Annotated in this window: 15 protein-coding genes; 9 read left to right on the top strand and 6 right to left on the bottom strand. The window is 27.7% G+C overall.

The features are described from left to right. Positions 1-17: 17 nt before the first annotated feature. Genes ALEK_RS04840 through ALEK_RS04830 form a run of 3 tightly spaced genes read right to left on the bottom strand, consistent with a single transcriptional unit; the run spans position 18 to position 5,696 of the window. Entirely contained in the window at positions 18-2,156 is a 2,139-nt protein-coding gene (locus ALEK_RS04840) for a YjbH domain-containing protein (RefSeq protein WP_071627125.1), read from the bottom strand. Next, positions 2,137-3,075: a Wzz/FepE/Etk N-terminal domain-containing protein gene (locus ALEK_RS04835; protein ID WP_071627124.1), complete on the bottom strand. Its 939-nt coding sequence runs from the start codon at positions 3,073-3,075 to the stop codon at positions 2,137-2,139. The genes ALEK_RS04840 and ALEK_RS04835 overlap by 20 nt, the downstream gene beginning before the upstream one ends. Further along, positions 3,075-5,696 (bottom strand): SLBB domain-containing protein, encoded by a 2,622-nt coding sequence (locus tag ALEK_RS04830; protein WP_071627123.1) that lies wholly within the window; start codon positions 5,694-5,696, stop codon positions 3,075-3,077. Before ALEK_RS04830 ends, ALEK_RS04835 begins: the two co-directional genes overlap by 1 nt. An 83-nt stretch (positions 5,697-5,779) precedes the next feature. Between ALEK_RS04830 and ALEK_RS04825 the strand changes: the two genes are divergently transcribed. Then, positions 5,780-6,628: a DNA ligase gene (locus tag ALEK_RS04825; protein ID WP_306341348.1), complete on the top strand. Its 849-nt coding sequence runs from the start codon at positions 5,780-5,782 to the stop codon at positions 6,626-6,628. Here ALEK_RS04825 and ALEK_RS04820 read toward each other — a convergent pair whose 3' ends face one another. From ALEK_RS04820 to ispG, 3 genes are all read right to left on the bottom strand, one after another. Then, positions 6,629-7,036, bottom strand: a complete 408-nt coding sequence (locus ALEK_RS04820) for a type II secretion system protein (RefSeq protein ID WP_071627121.1) — start codon at positions 7,034-7,036, stop codon at positions 6,629-6,631. Positions 7,037-7,125: 89 nt separating this feature from the next. Beyond that, on the bottom strand, positions 7,126-8,574 hold the full coding sequence (locus ALEK_RS04815) for a replicative DNA helicase (protein ID WP_071627120.1): 1,449 nt from the start codon (positions 8,572-8,574) through the stop codon (positions 7,126-7,128). Next, positions 8,574-9,635 carry a flavodoxin-dependent (E)-4-hydroxy-3-methylbut-2-enyl-diphosphate synthase gene (gene ispG, locus ALEK_RS04810; protein WP_071627119.1) on the bottom strand — a complete coding sequence of 354 codons (1,062 nt, stop codon included), beginning with the start codon at positions 9,633-9,635 and terminating at the stop codon, positions 8,574-8,576. The genes ALEK_RS04815 and ispG overlap by 1 nt, the downstream gene beginning before the upstream one ends. A gap of 103 nt (positions 9,636-9,738) precedes the next feature. Between ispG and ALEK_RS04805 the strand changes: the two genes are divergently transcribed. From ALEK_RS04805 to ALEK_RS04770, 8 genes are all read left to right on the top strand, one after another. After that, entirely contained in the window at positions 9,739-10,521 is a 783-nt protein-coding gene (locus ALEK_RS04805; RefSeq protein WP_071627118.1) for a CvpA family protein, read from the top strand. A gap of 17 nt (positions 10,522-10,538) precedes the next feature. Beyond that, the gene (gene lysS, locus ALEK_RS04800; protein ID WP_071627117.1) at positions 10,539-12,071 is read left to right on the top strand and encodes a lysine--tRNA ligase; all 1,533 of its coding nucleotides are present in this window, start codon (positions 10,539-10,541) and stop codon (positions 12,069-12,071) included. A gap of 38 nt (positions 12,072-12,109) precedes the next feature. Continuing rightward, positions 12,110-13,372, top strand: coding sequence for a serine hydroxymethyltransferase (locus tag ALEK_RS04795; RefSeq protein ID WP_071628313.1), 1,263 nt, complete (start codon positions 12,110-12,112; stop codon positions 13,370-13,372). Positions 13,373-13,397: 25 nt separating this feature from the next. Continuing rightward, positions 13,398-14,306: an SPOR domain-containing protein gene (locus ALEK_RS04790; RefSeq protein WP_071627312.1), complete on the top strand. Its 909-nt coding sequence runs from the start codon at positions 13,398-13,400 to the stop codon at positions 14,304-14,306. A gap of 16 nt (positions 14,307-14,322) precedes the next feature. After that, positions 14,323-15,732 (top strand): anthranilate synthase component I family protein, encoded by a 1,410-nt coding sequence (locus tag ALEK_RS04785; RefSeq protein WP_071627313.1) that lies wholly within the window; start codon positions 14,323-14,325, stop codon positions 15,730-15,732. A gap of 82 nt (positions 15,733-15,814) precedes the next feature. Beyond that, positions 15,815-16,594 carry a pyridoxine 5'-phosphate synthase gene (locus ALEK_RS04780; protein ID WP_071627314.1) on the top strand — a complete coding sequence of 260 codons (780 nt, stop codon included), beginning with the start codon at positions 15,815-15,817 and terminating at the stop codon, positions 16,592-16,594. Positions 16,595-16,602: 8 nt separating this feature from the next. Then, positions 16,603-17,526 (top strand): 4-hydroxythreonine-4-phosphate dehydrogenase, encoded by a 924-nt coding sequence (gene pdxA / locus ALEK_RS04775; protein ID WP_071627315.1) that lies wholly within the window; start codon positions 16,603-16,605, stop codon positions 17,524-17,526. Beyond that, positions 17,523-18,590: an ATP-binding protein gene (locus tag ALEK_RS04770; protein WP_071627316.1), complete on the top strand. Its 1,068-nt coding sequence runs from the start codon at positions 17,523-17,525 to the stop codon at positions 18,588-18,590. Before pdxA ends, ALEK_RS04770 begins: the two co-directional genes overlap by 4 nt. The last annotated feature ends 47 nt before the right edge of the window (positions 18,591-18,637 follow it).

Raw genomic sequence — 18,637 nt, 5'->3', positions numbered from 1 at the left:
ATTTTATTAGTTCCAAATTATTTTTTTAAATTTTGAATATATTTTTTTTGTATCTGTGTATTATTTTCACTATTATTCATAGGATGTAAACTGTTCAATGTTCTAGCATATTGACCAACATCTCTTGTCCAAGGACTTAAACCATATGTTAATCTTTTTTTTACATTTTTATAAGTAAACACTTCTAAAGGAACTTTTAAATATGCACCTTTATCAATATAACCTTGATTTTCTTCATTTTTAAATACTTCTTTTGAATTAGTATACGTAGCATATAATCCAATAGTAAAGTTTTTATAATGCCTTGAAAGATCTAACTTAACACCTTTATCTCCAGCTAAGAACTGGCCAATTTTCAGTCCCATATGAATATCATATTTAGGACTTATCAATGCATATAAATTCAGGAATTTAGCATCATAACTATAGTCTTTATTTACTTTTATCATGCCATCAATTTTACGTTTGTATACGTTTTGATATTGTAATCCAACACCAAATGTTTCTTCTAGCAATGGTTTATACCATTCTAGATCAATGCCTGCAAATGCATATTCTAAATATCCTAACTCTGTTTTAAAAAAAGAGTTAAAAGGTAATCGACTACTAAAAGTAGTACTTAAATATGGTAATTGTGTTTCATTGTAAATAAAATGATCAGTTACATTACTACGTAATGAGAGTCGTTCATCTTCCAATGGTTCACTTGTCAAGTCTTTTCCACTATTATAAAAGGGGTGCTCAAGAGCAGCATTAAGGTTAAGATATTCACTAATAGCATACGAACTTGTAGCTCTTAATGCTAATTTCATAGCAAAAGGTTTATCTTTATGATTTAGTATTGTTCTAACTTTTGGAGCTAGGTCAAAATTAAATCTATTATCATTGTAAGATTTTGTTTTAAATACATCTTTTTTATTAGAGAATTCATCATAAGATTTTTCTATATTGTCAGTAATAATAAGTGCATTTTGCATATAATTATCACTAAGTTTCTCATTTTCATACATATCAAATTCAACTCTATTAACTTTAAATGTCTTAAGAGGCAGTTCTTTGTCTTTGAGTGTCAAATAAATAGTATCATAATTCTTTGGAGCGACTTCATCTATAGTAGATATTGCTCTACCTACTGCTTGTAAGTCATTGTTGTATCTTGAGTTATTAATTTCCGACCATATTTTATTATCATGAACCGCTGTTTTTACATTTTTGAACTTTTCTGCAGCTACTTCATTTGATAGTTTTTCTGATAATTGTTTTGTGCTTATATTTTTATATTCACTTTTTTTCTTTTTATCTGCTTTCCATTTTGAATCTGCTAAATGATCAAACATCCCCGTTCTATCAAAACTAAACTGGTATGTGTAACCAAATGATATTTGATTACCTCTTTGATAAGATAATGATAATATTGTATTTTTGCTATACTTATATTTTAGACCATAATTCCATTTTGATTTAGGAAGCTCATATTGTTTACCATTTAAAAATGGATTAATTTTGTCTTTTGAGTAATTTATAGGTGAATATTCACCTATTAGTGATAATTTTGGACTAGGATTGAAAACAATACTTCCAAAAGGCTTACCTCCACCCCAGTCTCTATCTTTTAAAAATGTAATAGAGTTATTATTGAAACTACCGCTATTATTTGTATTTGCCGTATACTTTCTTAAATCTTCTCCACCTAATCTACCTTTAGCATACCCAAAAGTTATGTCAAAATAACTAATATTTTTAGACATTGCTATATATTTAGAAGTATAAAGTGCTGTACCCCACATATCATCAATACCAAATAGCACAGAGGGAGTATACTTTGTCTCTTCTTTTAATAATATCTTAATTCCTAGAGACTTATCTTTATAGTTTCCATAGCCATCACTATCTGAAAATCCAGCAATACCATCTACTTCTGTCATATGAAAGTTAGCTTCCAAAAAAGGTAAAGGAGTGGCAACAACACCATAATATCTATAAGGTTTATCTATATTTAAAAAAAATCTCATAGACCAATCATCTAAAATTCTTGCATTTGGTGTTTCGAAAACACCTGTATTACCATTATATGCGGCAGATAAATTATCCGCTTTTTGTGCATATAAATCACAAAAAACAAATAGTGATAAAAAACTAAGAGTTTTTAGTTTCATTTTCTTTATCACTTCTTAAAAACTCTAAGAAAAAAACTATAAATATAGCTAGAAAAATAGAAGTCATAAAAGACACTATTAATATTAAAGCTCTTTTTGGTTTAGTTTTTTCTTTGATATACGAAACTCTGCTATCTACCACTTTTGATACAAAATAGTAGTCATTAGCTTGAGAGAATACCTTTTTTTGGTATAAACCTGATAAAGATTTACTTAATTGTTCTTTTAGTGAAACATCATATGTAGATGATAATTCTTTATTATAATACTTAATTTGAGCATCTATTTCTTTCATATCTTCAAGTTTAATTTTATTAATAATCTCTGTTAGGTATATATCTACTAATTCTTTGGCCATATATCTATCTACTAATTCAGCCTTGATTATAATAAGAGAACTTTTTTTATCACTTGCTATACTCAAAATTGATTTTATACTATTAATTGTTGAAAATATTTTTTCTTTTTCGGATCTTTTATCTTCAGTTTTTTGACTTTTTGAGTTAAACATATTATAAATAGAATCAATATTAAGTGCAAAAACTAAATTTTTTTTAGTCTCTAATTTTTCTATTAAATTATATTTTTTTATTACCTTTTCATTAAATAAGTAATCATTTAGTGTTGTCTTCATCATAATAAAGGGATCTTTAGAACTACCTCCACCTAAGCTAACTCCAGCTAAAGAAGCAAGAGAAGATAGACCACCCCCTACACTTTTTTGACTCTCCTGAGGAGATAAAACAATCTCAGACTTATACAAGTTAGGAATACTCAGAGTATAAATAAAAGTAAGAATAGTTATAAAAGAAACGAACAGAGCTATTTTATATTTGTATTTTAAAATAGTATTAAACAACTCTTTTAAGTCTATTTCATCTTCTTCTACATATCTTAAATTATTCTTATTTTCTACCATTAGATACCACCTACAGTTTTAAGAGAAGCAGCTGTAATAGCAAATTGGTAAAGTATTTGAGATACATCCTTTGCAAATTTTATATCAGACATACTATCAAACTGCATAGGTACTACTATAGTATCACCTTTAAACATTTTTTTATCATTACCCCAAAAGTAATTTGATTCATATTTTTGTGTTTCACCATTTGCTTTAACAATATAAATATACTCTTCATGTGCAAGATCGGTAATACCACCAGCTTTTGATAAATAATCATCTGTATCTAACTCACTATCATAAACAAAAGTATTTTGATTTAGAACTTCACCTACAACTGATACAGTATCATTAATAGAGGGAATATATAATATATCTTTATCTTTTAATACTAAATCGTAAGTTGAATTCATAAATCTATTTAAATCATAATATAAATTTAAAGATACTCTACCAATTGGTCTATTTGCTTTAGCTTGTTTTTCTAGCTGTTTAACTGCTTGAAGTTTTTTTACAGCGCCATCTTTTTCTTCACCTAATCCTTGAGCATCAGCTGAAGATTTTACAATTTGATCATTTAGTCTATCAAGAGATTCTTCTAATCTTTTTTCTTGAAGTAATCTGATCTCTTCTCTTGTAAATACTGCACCCTCAACAAAGGAGTTTTGAAGAAAACCACCCGCACGTAAAATAACACTTGACAGTTTTTCACCTTGTTCAATTGCATACTTTCCTGGATATCGAACTAAACCTTTTAGTTCTACATACATTTTTTCATTCCAATTAGCTATTGGGAAAATTGTAATTTCGTCATCTTCAAAAATTTTAATTTTTAAATTTAATGCTTTATTCATATCTAAAGCAAGAACTTTTCTTTTTCTCTCATTCCCTTCAGTATAATATCTGCTTATTTCAAACCTAGCCATTAAAGCTTTTTTTGTTAATCCACCTGAAATATTTACAATATCATTGATAGTTGTATTTTCATTAATATTATAACTACCAGGAATAAATACTTCACCTTTAATACTTACTTTCATTTCATCATTAACTTTTGAAAAATCAAAGAATTTCACTTCATCATATTTTTTTAGCTTAAAATTTTTATTTGTATTAGTGTTTACAAGAAATGTAGTTTTACTATTGTTTTCATATCTAGTAATCTGAACTTTGCTTTTATCTACATTTAGTGTTGTTCTAAAGTTAGAATCTTTTTCAATTATTTCACTATTAAAACCTACCATATCAAATAAGTTTGAAATAGTCATTCCATCAGAAAAATCATATTTTCTTTTTTTATCATTTACAACTTCACCGTTTGCATATACATATGGTTTTTCTTTGAATTCTGAATTTTTAAAAATTGTAATAACATCACCAATTTTTAAGTCTATATCTTCTTTCTTATTTAAAACATTGTCAATATTAAAACCTTGTAAGTTATTGTCATTTTTTACAACAGCAAATTCATAATTTGTATCATTTAAAAAATAACCATTTTTACCAAACTGTTTTAATTCATTTTTTAATAAAGTCGATAATTTATTATCACCTGGGATTGATTTTTCACTAGGTACTATTACATTACCTACAATCTTCACTAGCTTAGCAGAAAGTTCACTTGTAGGATATATATGAATTTCATCTCCACTTTTGGGAGTATATTTATACAATTCATCTTTACTTAGAGTATATACTTCAATTGAATTATTTTCATATCTTTTTAGTTTTATTGCATTTTTATTAGCCTTAGGGTTAAATCCAGCTGCAAAATTCAATAAATCTCTAAAATTTTCACCATTTTTTAATTCAAATAAAGCATTGTAATTAACCTCACCTGTTAATTTAATCTCTTTATTAATTGGCTTAACCAAAATTACATCACCAGATTTTAATACAGTATCAATATTAGTATTTCCATATCTAATCAGTGAGTATAAATCAAAAGTTTTATAAGTTTTACCAGCTCTTTTTAGATAAATATTTCTATAAGAACCATTTTTTAATATTCCACCACTAGTTATTAAAGCATCTTTAATTGTAGAAAATGAAGAAAGGTTATATAATCCAGGAGCATTCACAAGTCCTGTAATAGTTACTTGAATAGAAGTAAATTCAGAAATATTTAATAAAATATTTGTGCTATTAGGATAAGCTTTTTTCACTTCATCCATTACAAGTTTTTGTATATCTTTATACTGTAGTCCTATTATTTTTAATTCACTTACTTGAGGGATATTAATATTACCATTTTTATCAACTTCTAATTCGAATGATTCATTTTTTGCACCATAAATTTTAAGTGATAATTTATCTCCATAATTAATATTGTAATTATTTGGTGTTGGAACAGAATATGGATCTAATTTGTTTTTGTTATTAAAAAACAATGAACCATATCTTTTTATACGTGTACCTTCTTCAATATTTTTTTTAGTCTCAGTTATTTTTTTTACGTCATTTCTTACAACTTGTTTTTTCCCGATATCTATTGACTCTTTTTTTGAGTTCTTATTTAAACCTTTTTTTATATCCGCATCACTAAAACCTGCACTTTTTGCTAATTGCATTTGCGATGGAGTTAAAGTTGCTGAAAAAGCAAGACTACAAATTAGTAATAAACTATATATAACCCTCATTTATTTCCCTTGTGAATTTTTGAGATATGTTATCATAAAAATATAATTAAACACTTTAAATACTATAAACTAATTGTAATACAATAAAAAGTATAATAATTTATTTTGTTATACAAAGGATTTATATTAAATTTTCAATTATATTCTCAATTTTATTTATTAACTCATTAGCTTTAGATATTCAAAAGCCAAAAGTCTACAACAAAAATGAACACAATATCCAAAACTGGTTAATGAGTGAAAAGCTTGATGGAATAAGAGCGTATTGGAATGGAAAAGAATTACTTACAAAAAATGGTAATAAAATTTATATACCTAAAGAACTAATTAAGAATTATCCTATTTTTCATTTAGACGGAGAATTATGGACTAAAAGAAATGATTTTGAAAATATTCAAAGTATAGTACTAGATAAAACTCCAACAAAAAAATGGGAAGAAATAACATATAATATTTTTGAAGTTCCAAATCAGAAAGGAAATTTCAATCAAAGAATAACTGCATTAAAAGATTGGATTAAAACTAATAAAAATACAAATATTAGAGTTATTAATCAAATAAAGTGCAAAAACAAAAAACATCTTAACACATATTTAAAAATTCTACTAGATAAAAAAGCTGAAGGAATAATAATCAAAAACCCTGATATATCTTACTTTACAGGTAGAAATAAAAATATACTGAAAGTAAAAAAATTCAAAGATATGGAAGGTAAAGTAATAGCTATTAACTATAATATAAATAATACATTTAAAAGTTTAAAAATACAACTTAGTAATAATATAATATTTAATTTAGGTGGAGGTTTTTCAAATAAAGAAAAAATAAATCATCCAAAAATTGGAGATATAGTTACTTTTAAATATTATGGATTAACAAAATACAAAAAACCAAAATTTGCATCTTTTTTAAGAATAAGAAAAGAAGAATAATTAATATAAAAAGTATTTTGTATTAATTATCTTTTCAGAATCTCTTAATTTTGTACATACAGCACCACTATTATCAGTAATCTTTACATCAAAATATTTAGCGCCATCTTCACTAATTACCGAAATAGTAATACAGTCCTTGCCATGATCTTTAAAAGTCGCTTTTAATGAAGTTTCTAATTCCCAATTATTACTATTTAAGGTAATAGCATCATCAATATTTTCTATTTCTTTATTCAATAATGTATAAGACTGAATTGCTGTTTGAGCAGAAATAATATCTCTTTTAATTGTACCAGACAATGCGGAATCTTTTGTGTGTAAGAATTTTGGTACAGCGTAGGATGCAATAATTCCAAGAATAAGTATTGCAAAAATAAGTTCAAGTAGTGTAAATGCTTTTTTCATAAATATAATCCAATTTTTAATAATATATTAGATTATATTTATCTCTTCTTTAATTAAAGCTTAATTAATAATATTTAAAATTATCTTAACTAAATAATATCTGGCATATCGATTTGAGTTTCTTTTTCAATATCAGCTATATTTTCAAAAACTGTTTCAATAGGAGCAGATCCTCCACCCATATCATTCTCTTTATCAATAAATCTTGTAAGCTCTTTTTGGAAATCAAGTTTTACAGTACCTATAGGACCATTTCTTTGTTTACCAATAATAACTTCAGCTTCTTCAACAGGTTTATTAACAAATGAAGATTTATACTCTTCACCTTTATCTTTAGCTTCTTTTTCTTTTCTGGCTTCATCTCTTTCTTTATATACATCATCTCTATATACAAACATAATAATATCCGCATCCTGCTCAATGGCTCCAGATTCTCTTAAATCTGAAAGCATTGGTCTTTTATCAGGTCTATTCTCTAATCCCCTGTTTAACTGAGATAGTGCAATTATAGGAATTTTCATCTCCCTTGCAAGCATCTTAAGACCCCTTGAAATATCAGATACCTCTTGGTGTCTATCTTTATTTCCAGTTCCTTGCATTAGTTGAAGGTAATCGATAATTACTAATTTAATATTATTATCTTCATTTTGAGCTAGTTTTCTAACCCTTGCTCTTAATTGGTTAATATTAATTGATCCACCATCATCCACAAAAAGTTTCTTTTGGTTTAAATCATCAAAAGCCCCAGTTAAATGAGACCATTGAGAGTCATCCATATCACCTTTTCTTAAATTCTGTAAAGGAATAGAAGTTTTTGCAGCAAGCATTCTTAACATTAATTGTTCTGCTGGCATTTCCAGTGAGAAGAAAATAACACCTTTATTTGATTCAACATTTTTAAGAGCCATGTTTAATACTAATGCAGTTTTACCCATAGCTGGACGTGCAGCAATAATAATTAAATCCCCTTCATTAAATCCAGTTGTTCTTCTATCTAAGGCTTCAAATCCAGTAGTTTCTCCAATAAGATGTTTATTACCAAGTTTTTTCATTCTTTCAATATAAGAAAGAGTATCCCCTGTAATTACATGCATATCTTTTAATTCAGAAGTAGCACTATCAGTTGAAATTTTATAAAGTTCACCTTGAATAGTGTCAAGTGCATCATTGGCAGTTACTTCATCTTCAATTGCAACTTTTTTAATAGTAGTTGCTAGTGTTGCAAGTTCTCTTTTTACTGAACCATCTTTTATTTCTTTTACATAAGCAATTGTATTAGTAATAGGATTTGCAGATAAAATCTCAATTAAAATTGAATCGTCAACTTCTTTATTATCAAGTCTTTTTCTAATAAATTCTTCATCAATAGGCATATCTTCGCCATGAAGATTCATCATTACTTCATAAATTTTTTGATGTGCAGGTAAATAGAAGTCCTTAGGTTTTAAAACACCTAATATTTCTTCTAGTTCTTCTGGATTAAATAGAACAGAACTTAGTACAGCTCGTTCTATATTTATACTATATACACTATCCATTATTTTCTTTTTTCAACTTCGTCTTCAACTTCTTCAATAAATCTATTGATTAAAGCATCTCCAGAAAGTTTTGCAATAATTTCACCTTTTTTCATAACTAAACCAGATCCCTTACCAAATGCAATAGCAACATCAGCAGATTTCGCTTCCCCAATTGCATTTACAACACATCCCATAACAGACACGTCTAGAGGTGTTTTAATATGTGCAGTTCTTTTTTCAACTTCTGCAACAGCAGAAACTAAATCAGCTTCAATTCTTCCACATGTAGGACAAGAAACAATATTTAATCCCTCTTTTACAATTCCAACATCTTTTAAAATTGCTTTTCCTACTTCAATCTCTTTTTCTAAAGCTCCTGTCATAGAAACTCTTAAAGTATCACCAATACCATCAAGTAATAATGAACCTAAAGCAATTGAAGATTTAATAGTCGAATGGAACTCTGTTCCAGCTTCAGTAACACCTAAATGAAATGCATAATTATTCATAGGTCTTAAAGTTCTATAAGCTTGAACTGTTCTTTGAACATCAGAAGCTTTTAGTGATACTTTTAAATCTGTAAAACCTAAATCTTCTAAGTATTTAATATTATAATCTGCAGAAGCAACCATACCTTCCGGAGTTTGACCATATTTATCTTCAAATTGTTTTTCTAAAGATCCAGAATTTACACCAATTCTAATTGGTAAATTTCTTTGTTGACAAGCTTTTACAACTTCTTGTACTCTTTTTTTATCACCAATATTTCCTGGATTAATTCTAATACAATCCACAGATTCAGCAGCAATAAGTGCTAACTTATGGTGAAAATGAATATCAGCTACAATTGGTAAATCTACTTGTTTTTTAATCTCTTTTAATGCAAGTGCTGCTTCTTTATTTGGAACAGCAAGTCTTACAATATCTGCACCTGCAAAGTGTAAAGCCCTTATTTGTTCAACTGTTGCATCAATGTCTGATGTTTTTGTAAAACACATTGATTGTACGGGGATTGGAGCGTCACCTCCAACAGGAACATTTCCTACGAATATTTGTTTTGTTGGGTATCTTTTTATCATCTTGTGATTTTATCTAAAAAAGTTTAAATTTAAGACAAAACTTTTTTAAACTTTTATTTTGAAAAAATTAGATATACTATCGCATATTATGTAAAGGAAATCTATGCAAGAGTTTACTATTTTTGATATGGTAGTACTTGGTATTACTTTAGTTTTAGGACTTAAAGGTCTTTTTAGGGGACTTATCAAAGAAATTTTTGGAATTATTGGAATCATTGGTGCAATATTTGTAGCATCTAGAATTTCAGGTGATATTGGGAATTTAATCGCGCCTTTTTTAGCTTTAGAGAATCAAACAACAATTAAATTAATTGGATTTATTATAGCACTAGTTGGCTTCTGGGCAATTGTTTATGTATTAGGTGTAATCGTAAGTAAAATATTCTCGGCAAGTGGATTAGGTTTAGTTGATAGAATTTTTGGATTCCTATTTGGAGCAGCAAAAGTATTTTTAATTTTTTCAGTTATTGCTTATGCTTTATACCAAGTTGAATCGTTTAAAAAAGCTATTGATAATAAAACAGCAGGTTCATTTGTAATGCCACACTTAATTAGTGTAGGTTCATTTATTATCAAGTTAGATACATCTGTAATTACAGATTCTGTGGGATCAGCAGTTGATACAGTTGTTGATACAACAAAAAAAGCTACAAATAAAGATGAAAAAACAACGTCAGAAAAAATTGATTCAACAATAGATGAAACAAAAAAAGACATTGAAAATTCAGTTAATGAAACTGTAAATGATGTAAAAGAGTCTATTCAAGAAGAAGTAGTAAAACAAGTAGAAGAATCAATACAAAACACAAAAAAAGCTACGCAAGAACAAATTGATACTGTAAAAGAGAAATTACAAAGCATAGCAAACAAAGAAGAAAATAATTAATAAATAGAAGGAAATATATATTGTTCGAAAATAAATATATACAACAAAGAATAGAAAAAGCTGATAAATTAAGAGAGTTAGGGGTTAATCCTTATTCAAACGATAGTACAAGAAATACAACAATTTCAAAATATTTAAATGTTAATAGTGATATCTTTCAAACTGAAGATAAAAGAGATGAAAATAGAAACTATACAGTTGCAGGAAGAATTAAATTCTTCAGACTTATGGGAAAAGCATCTTTCTTAAAAATTGAAGATGAATCAGGTATCTTACAAATTTATGTATCAAGAGATAATCTTCCAGAAGGTTTCTATAATAACATCTTCAAGAAAACTGTAGAAGTTGGAGATATTATTGAAGTATCAGGATATCCATTTGTAACAGGTAAAGGTGAATTATCTTTACATGTTGATGGTTTAAAAATTCTTACAAAATCAATTTCTCCACTACCTGAGAAATACCATGGTATCCAAGATAAAGAGTTAAGATATAGACAAAGATACTTAGACTTAATTATGAACTCAGAAGTTCGAAAAACATTCCATGTGAGATCTAAAGTTGTTTCTTTAACTAGAAGATTCTTTGAAGACAAAGGTTTCTTAGAAGTTGAAACTCCAATGATGCACCCAATTGCAGGAGGAGCAAATGCTAAACCATTTACAACTCATCATAATGCTTTAGGTGTTGATAGATTCTTAAGAATTGCACCTGAATTATATTTAAAAAGATGTATCGTTGGTGGATTTGAAGCAGTATTTGAAATCAATAGATGTTTTAGAAATGAAGGAATGGATGCAACACACAATCCTGAGTTCACTTCAATTGAGTTCTATTGGGCTTATAAAACATATAAAGATTTAATTGTTTTAACAAAAGAATATTTTGAATATTTATTTGAACATTTAGACTTACCTACTACATTACCATATGGAGATTTAGAAGTTGACTTTACACAATTCAGCGAAGTTCCATTAATTGAATCTTTAACAACTATTGGTGGAGTTCCAGCTGATATTACAGAAGATAAAGATAAAATTATTGCATATTTAAAAGCTGCAAATGTAGATGTAAATGAAAAAATGAATTTAGGTCAATTACAAGGTGAATTATTTGATGAATATGTTGAAGACAAATTAATTAACCCTACATTTATTACAGAATACCCAGTTGAGATTTCTCCACTTGCTAGAAGAAGTGATGATAAACCTCATTTAACTGATAGATTTGAGTTATTCATTGCAGGAAAAGAAATTGCAAATGCATTCTCTGAGCTTAATGATCCATTAGATCAATTAGAAAGATTTGAAGGTCAAATGGCAGCTAAAGAATCAGGTGGTGATGATGAAGCTCATGAAATGGATGAAGACTTCGTAAATGCATTATCATATGGTATGGCACCTTGTGCTGGTCAAGGAATTGGTATTGATAGATTAGTAATGATGCTTACAAATGAGCACTCAATTAGAGATGTATTATTATTCCCAGCAATGAAACCAATTAAAAATGAAATCAATCTTCATGATGATGAAGAATCTAGCGAAAAATAATTCGCTAGACAAACAAAAAAATCTAAGGAGTAAGAAACATGAGTTATATATCAAGCGCAAATTTAGAGTCAGCAGATAAAGAGATATTCGATATCGTAGAAGCAGAATTAGATAGACAAACAACACACTTAGAAATGATTGCAAGTGAAAACTTTACTTCACCAGCAGTTATGGAAGCAATGGGTTCAGTATTTACTAACAAATATGCAGAAGGTTACCCATACAAAAGATATTATGGTGGATGTGAATTCGCAGATGCAGCTGAGCAATTAGCTATTGATAGAGCTTGTGAAATCTTTGGATGTTCATATGCAAATGTACAACCTCATTCAGGTTCTCAAGCAAATGGTGCAGTATATGCAGCATTATTAAAAGCTGGTGATAAAATCTTAGGTATGGATTTATCTCACGGTGGTCACTTAACTCATGGTTCTAAACCATCATTCTCAGGTAAAAACTACTCTGCATTTTACTATGGTGTAGAATTAGATGGTAGAATTAACTATGAAAAAGTAATGGAAATTGCTAAAACAGTTCAACCAAAAATTATTGTTTGTGGTGCTTCAGCATACGCAAGAGAAATTGATTTCGCTAAATTTAGAGAAATCGCAGATGCAGTTGGAGCAATTTTATTTGCTGATATCGCACACATTGCAGGACTTGTAGCAGCAGACGAGCACCAATCTCCATTCCCTTACGCAGATGTAGTTACAACTACAACTCATAAGACTTTAAGAGGTCCAAGAGGTGGAATGATTATGTGTAATGATGAAGATATTGCTAAGAAACTTAACTCTGCAATCTTCCCAGGATTACAAGGTGGACCATTAGTTCACGTAATGGCAGCAAAAGCAGTAGCATTTAAAGAGATTTTAGCTCCTGAATGGAAAGCATATGCAGTACAAGTAAAAGCAAATGCATCTAAATTAGCAGAAGTATTAATGGCAAGAGGATATGATGTTGTTTCTGATGGAACAGATAATCACTTAATCTTAGTATCATTCTTAAATAAAGAATTCTCAGGAAAAGATGCAGATGCTGCATTACAAAATGCTGGTATTACTGTAAATAAAAACACAGTACCAGGTGAAACAAGATCTCCATTTGTAACATCAGGTGTTAGAATTGGATCTCCTGCATTAACAGCAAGAGGAATGGGTGAGAAAGAATTCGAATTAATTGCAAATAAAATTTGTGATGTATTAGATGATATTGAAAACACTGAGTTACAAGCTTCTATTAAATCAGAGCTTAAAGACTTAGCTAATAACTTTGTTATTTACAACCAATCAACTTACTAATATTTTTAATGAATAAGGATCAGTAATGGAAATAAAAGGCGATGATTTTTTAAAGAGAATTCAAGTTCAACAAGAACGTGAAGAACTTGAACAGAAGTTAAATGAATTAGAAGAAGTTGAGTCTACAATAAGTAATACTCCACCAACGTCAAATAAGACAATAAGTGAAGAGCCAAACGAACAAGAACTTGGTAATATTATGTTAGAAACAACAGCTTCAAATGAAGAGAATAAAAAGAAGTATTTAGTACTTGGGGTTATTCTAATTGTATTATTTTTATTAACTATTATTGTTATTCGCCTTTTAACTGATAGTACACAAGAAGATCCTTTTACTGCAAACAAACCTAATTCTATTGAAGTGAATAAGTCTCAAGAAGATAGTAATATCGATGAGAACTTCCAAAAAATCATGAATGATAGTATTAAGAAAAAAGCTAGTGAAAAGAAAGAAGAAACTCTTTCAGAAGAGAAACTAAATTCTATTAAAGAAACTAATAAAATTGAAGAAGTAAAAGAAGTTATTACTAATGATGACTTAGATGAAACTATCAAAAAAATTGAGCAAAAAAAGAAAACTGTTGAAAAAGCAGTTGTTAAAAAAGTTGTAGAAAAAAAACCTATTGTAAAAAAAGTAGTTAAAAAAGTTGAACCAAAGAAAAGTATCAAAGACTTAGTAAATAGTTCATCAACTTCATCACCAAAAGGTTATTTTGTTCAAGTTGGTGCTTTTACAAAGAAACCTTCAGATAGTTATATTTCAAAAATCAGAAATGCCAGTTTAAAATATAAAGTACATCAAGTAGATATTAAAGGTAAACTTTATAACAAAGTATTAATTGGCCCATATTCATCAAGAGCAGTAGCAAAACAGAATATAGATAATATAAAGAAAAAACTAAGTATTTCAAGTGCTTATGTATTAAAATTTTAAGAGCAGATAAAGAAGAATGAATTTTTATAGTAAAGAACTATTTTTAGACCAATTTACACCAGTTTCAATTTACGAAAAAGTTAAATCATTATATAAAAATGAGGTAACTTTTTTATTCGAAAGTACTATTAACTCAAGTGATGGGAATTACTCATTTATAGCAATTGGAGATAGAGAGCGAGTTTGGTACGAAAATAATACTTGTTTCTATAAAAACGAAGAAGGGAATGTAGAAGAAGTAGAATCAAATCCACTATCATTTCTAAAAGAATATTACAAAAACTTTGACAAAGAATTCTATAAAGCAAAAGCACAAGAATTAGGAATTGGATTAGTTGATGGATTTATTGGAAATATAGGTTATGATATTGGAAAAGAGTTTGAACCAAAACTAAAAGGTTCTATGAATAATTTAGTTGATCAACTTAATATTCCTGATTTAGATTTAATTAGACCAAAAATTATTTTAGGTTTTTCTCATAAAACATCTAAATTAATTATGGTTACTTCAATTGATGATTTAAAAGAAGAACTTCAAGTAATTGAAGATGAATTATTTACACCTTATCAATTCACACCACTTAAAAAAGCAGAAATATTAGATGAAGGGAAATTCAATTTCTCAAAAGAAGAGTTTTTTAATATGGTTGCAAAATCTAAAGAGATGGTAAGAAGTGGAGATGTATTCCAAATTCTAATGTCTAATAGATTTATTCAAAAAGCAAAAGTAGATCACTTAAGTTTCTATAGAGCATTAAGATCAAAAAATCCAAGTCCTTATCTGTTTTTCCTAGAATTTGAAGACTTTTCTATTGCAGGATCTTCACCAGAAGTTATGATTAAACTTACTGATGGACACTTACTTTTAAGACCAATTGCTGGTACTAGAAAAAGAGGTAAAACAATTGATAAAGATTTAGAAATGGAAACTGAACTTATCAATGATACTAAAGAGAGAGCTGAACATTTAATGCTTGTTGACTTAGGTAGAAATGATGTAGGACGTGTTGCAAAACCAGGAACTGTAAAAGTAACTGACCTAATGAGGATTGAAAGATACTCACACGTAATGCATATCGTATCTGATGTAGAAGCTGTTATTGATGACAAATACGACATGTTTGATCTGTTTGCTGCTACTTTTACAGCAGGAACAATGACAGGAGCTCCAAAAATTAGAGCTATGGAATTAATTGCACAATTTGAAGGAATTAAAAGAAACTTCTATTCAGGAAGTATTGCTTACTTTGGATTCGATGGAAATATGGATTCTGCAATTACAATTAGAACAACTATGCTTACAGAAGATAAAGTAATCTTCCAAGCAGGAGCAGGAGTTGTTGCTGATTCTAAGCCAGAAGACGAATACCTAGAAGTACATAATAAACTAGCTGCAAATATTGCTACACTAAAAGATTTATCTTAAAAAACTAAAATAACTTCTCTTCTTTATTTAATATTAGCTATTATTTCAAAACTAAAATAATGCTAATATTAAAGGACTCACATTGTTACTTGGCGTAAATATAGACCACATCGCAGTTTTAAGAGAAGCTAGAAAAATAAACGATCCAAACCCATTAGATGCACTACCTATTTGTAAACTATCAGGTGCTGACCAAATTACTATTCATTTAAGAGAAGACAGACGTCATATTCATGATAATGATGCAAAAGTAATTATTGAACAATCATCATTACCAGTAAACTTAGAGTGTTCTATTGATGAAGAAATCATTGATATTGTTTGTAAATTAAAACCAGCACGGGCTACACTTGTACCTGAAAAAAGGGAAGAAGTTACAACAGAGGGTGGACTTGATGTAAAAGGAAGTTATAAAAAACTTCAAAAAGCTATTAAAAAACTACATGAACATGAAATTGAAGTATCACTATTTATTGATCCAAATAAAGAGATTATTGAATTGTCTTCAAAATTAAAAGTTGAGTGGATTGAACTACATACAGGAACATTTGCAAATGTTTATGCAATGTTAAATTCAAATCTAAGAAATACACACCATAGTATTAAAGATTTAGAATTATCTAAAAAAGAGTTATCTTCAAAACTAGATGCTTCAATTAAAGAAATTAAAAAATCTTCTAAACATGCCGTTAAAAATAATTTAAAAGTAGCAGCGGGACATGGATTAAACTATCAAAATGTTACATTAATTTCTACAATTAAAGAAATAGAAGAGTTAAACATTGGGCAAAGTATAATTGCTAGATCAGTTTTCACTGGTTTAAAAGATGCAATTATAGATATGAAAAACTTAATTAAGTAAGGCTAAAAATGAAACCTAAAATTGCTATTAGTGTTGGGGACTTAAATGGGATTGGAATTGAAATTGCATTTAAATCTCATGAAAAAATATCAAAACTATGTGAACCAATATATTGTATTAATAATAAGATGCTAAAAAGAGCAGCAAAAGAGTTAGATTTAGAAGTTCCCAAAAATTTTAATATTGCTAAAACAAAAGGTGACTTTGAAATTAAAGCAGGGAAAGTTAGTGAAAAATCTGGTAAATTTTCTTATGACTCATTTATGCAAGCAATTGATTTAGCTGATAAAAAAGAAGTTGATGCAATTTGTACTTTACCAATTAATAAAGAAGCATGGAATAAAGCTGATATTAAATATAAAGGCCATACAGAAGTACTTCGAGATTATTTTGGTAAAAATGCAATAATGATGTTAGGTTGTAAAAAAATGTTTGTTGGATTATTTACAGAACATATACCATTAAGAAAAGTTGCAAAAAAAGTTAATGAAAAAGATTTAACTCAATTTTTTATTGATTATTACAATAATGTAAAAAGTGATAATATTGGTGTTTTAGGTTTAAATCCACATGCAAGTGATAATGGAGTTTTAGGTGATGAAGAAGTTCATATTTTTAAAGCTATTAAAAATGCTAATAAAACTTTAGGTTCTAATATCTTTAAAGGGCCATTAGTGCCAGATATAGCCTTTTCTCCAATGTCTAGGAAAAACTACAAATATTTTGTTGCAATGTACCATGACCAAGGTTTAGCTCCACTAAAAGCACTATATTTTGATCAAAGTATTAATGTAAGTCTTAACTTACCAATTATTAGAACATCAGTTGATCATGGAACTGCATTTAATATTGCATATAAAAATGAAAAACTAAATACAAAATCTTATGTAAATGCAATCAAAGAAGCAATTACACTAATAAACAGTAAATGAAAACACTAGAAGCCTGTTATGAAATTAATTTTTCAAAAATTAATTTCATGGAACGAAAAATCAAAATCACTCACCCCAAAACAATAATAACAGGTGCAGCAAAAACAGGCAAAAGTTTTTTAATTTATGATTATTTATCTCAATTTAAAAATGACGAATACCTATATATTGATATAAAAGATTCAAGAAATAATATTTTAGAAATTGAAGAGTTTTTAGATAGTTTTCTTAGACAAAAGAAAATTAAGACATTGGTTTTAGAAAACTTCTCTTTTGAATTTGATTTACCATATTGTGAAAATATAATTATTACTACAAATATGGAAAAAAAATTAAAAGGTTATAAAAATGCAATTGTAACTGGCTTAGATTTTGAGGAATATTTATTACATGATCATAGACACCAAAATATTACTCAAAGTTTTAATGTTTTTTTAAAATATGGAAATTTACCTGGAGTTCTCCATGTGGATGAATATAAAAAAATTCATAGACTACAAGAAATATTAAAACTTCAATCATTAAATGACACTCATTTTGAAATTTTAAAGATTTTATTTGAAAATATTGATGAAAAAAAATCTTTATTACAGATGTTTAATACTTTAAAATCTAAAATAAAAATTTCAAAAGATAAATTTTATGATACTTGTAAAAAACTAGAAACCAATAAAACTATATATTTTTTAGCTAAATATAACCAAGATAAAGCAACAAAAAAATTGTATTCATATAATCACTCTTTTTTAAATGCAATTTCTCATAATAAAAAATTTAAAAATGAATTTTCAAATATGATTTTTTTAGAATTAGTAAATAAATATAAAAATTTACACTATCTAGATAATATAGATTTTTATATTAAGTCAAAAGCTTTAGCAATAGTTGCCATCCCATTTTTTAACACTTTCTTAATGGGTTCAACACTAAAAAAGATATATAAAGTCATGGATGAATACGAAATAAAAGAATTAAATATTATAACAATTTCGAATGATGAGAAAATAACTCATAAAAACTTTGAAATATCTGTACTTCCTTTTTATGAATGGGCACTTAGTTAAATTTAATGTTAAACAAAGATTAATCAATTTTTAGATATAATCGCAAA

Source organism: Poseidonibacter lekithochrous (assembly GCF_013283835.1).
Taxonomy (GTDB): Bacteria; Campylobacterota; Campylobacteria; order Campylobacterales; family Arcobacteraceae; genus Poseidonibacter; species Poseidonibacter lekithochrous.
Note: the sequence above shows the minus strand (reverse complement) of the source record. Positions and strands in the feature narration are given on the sequence as shown.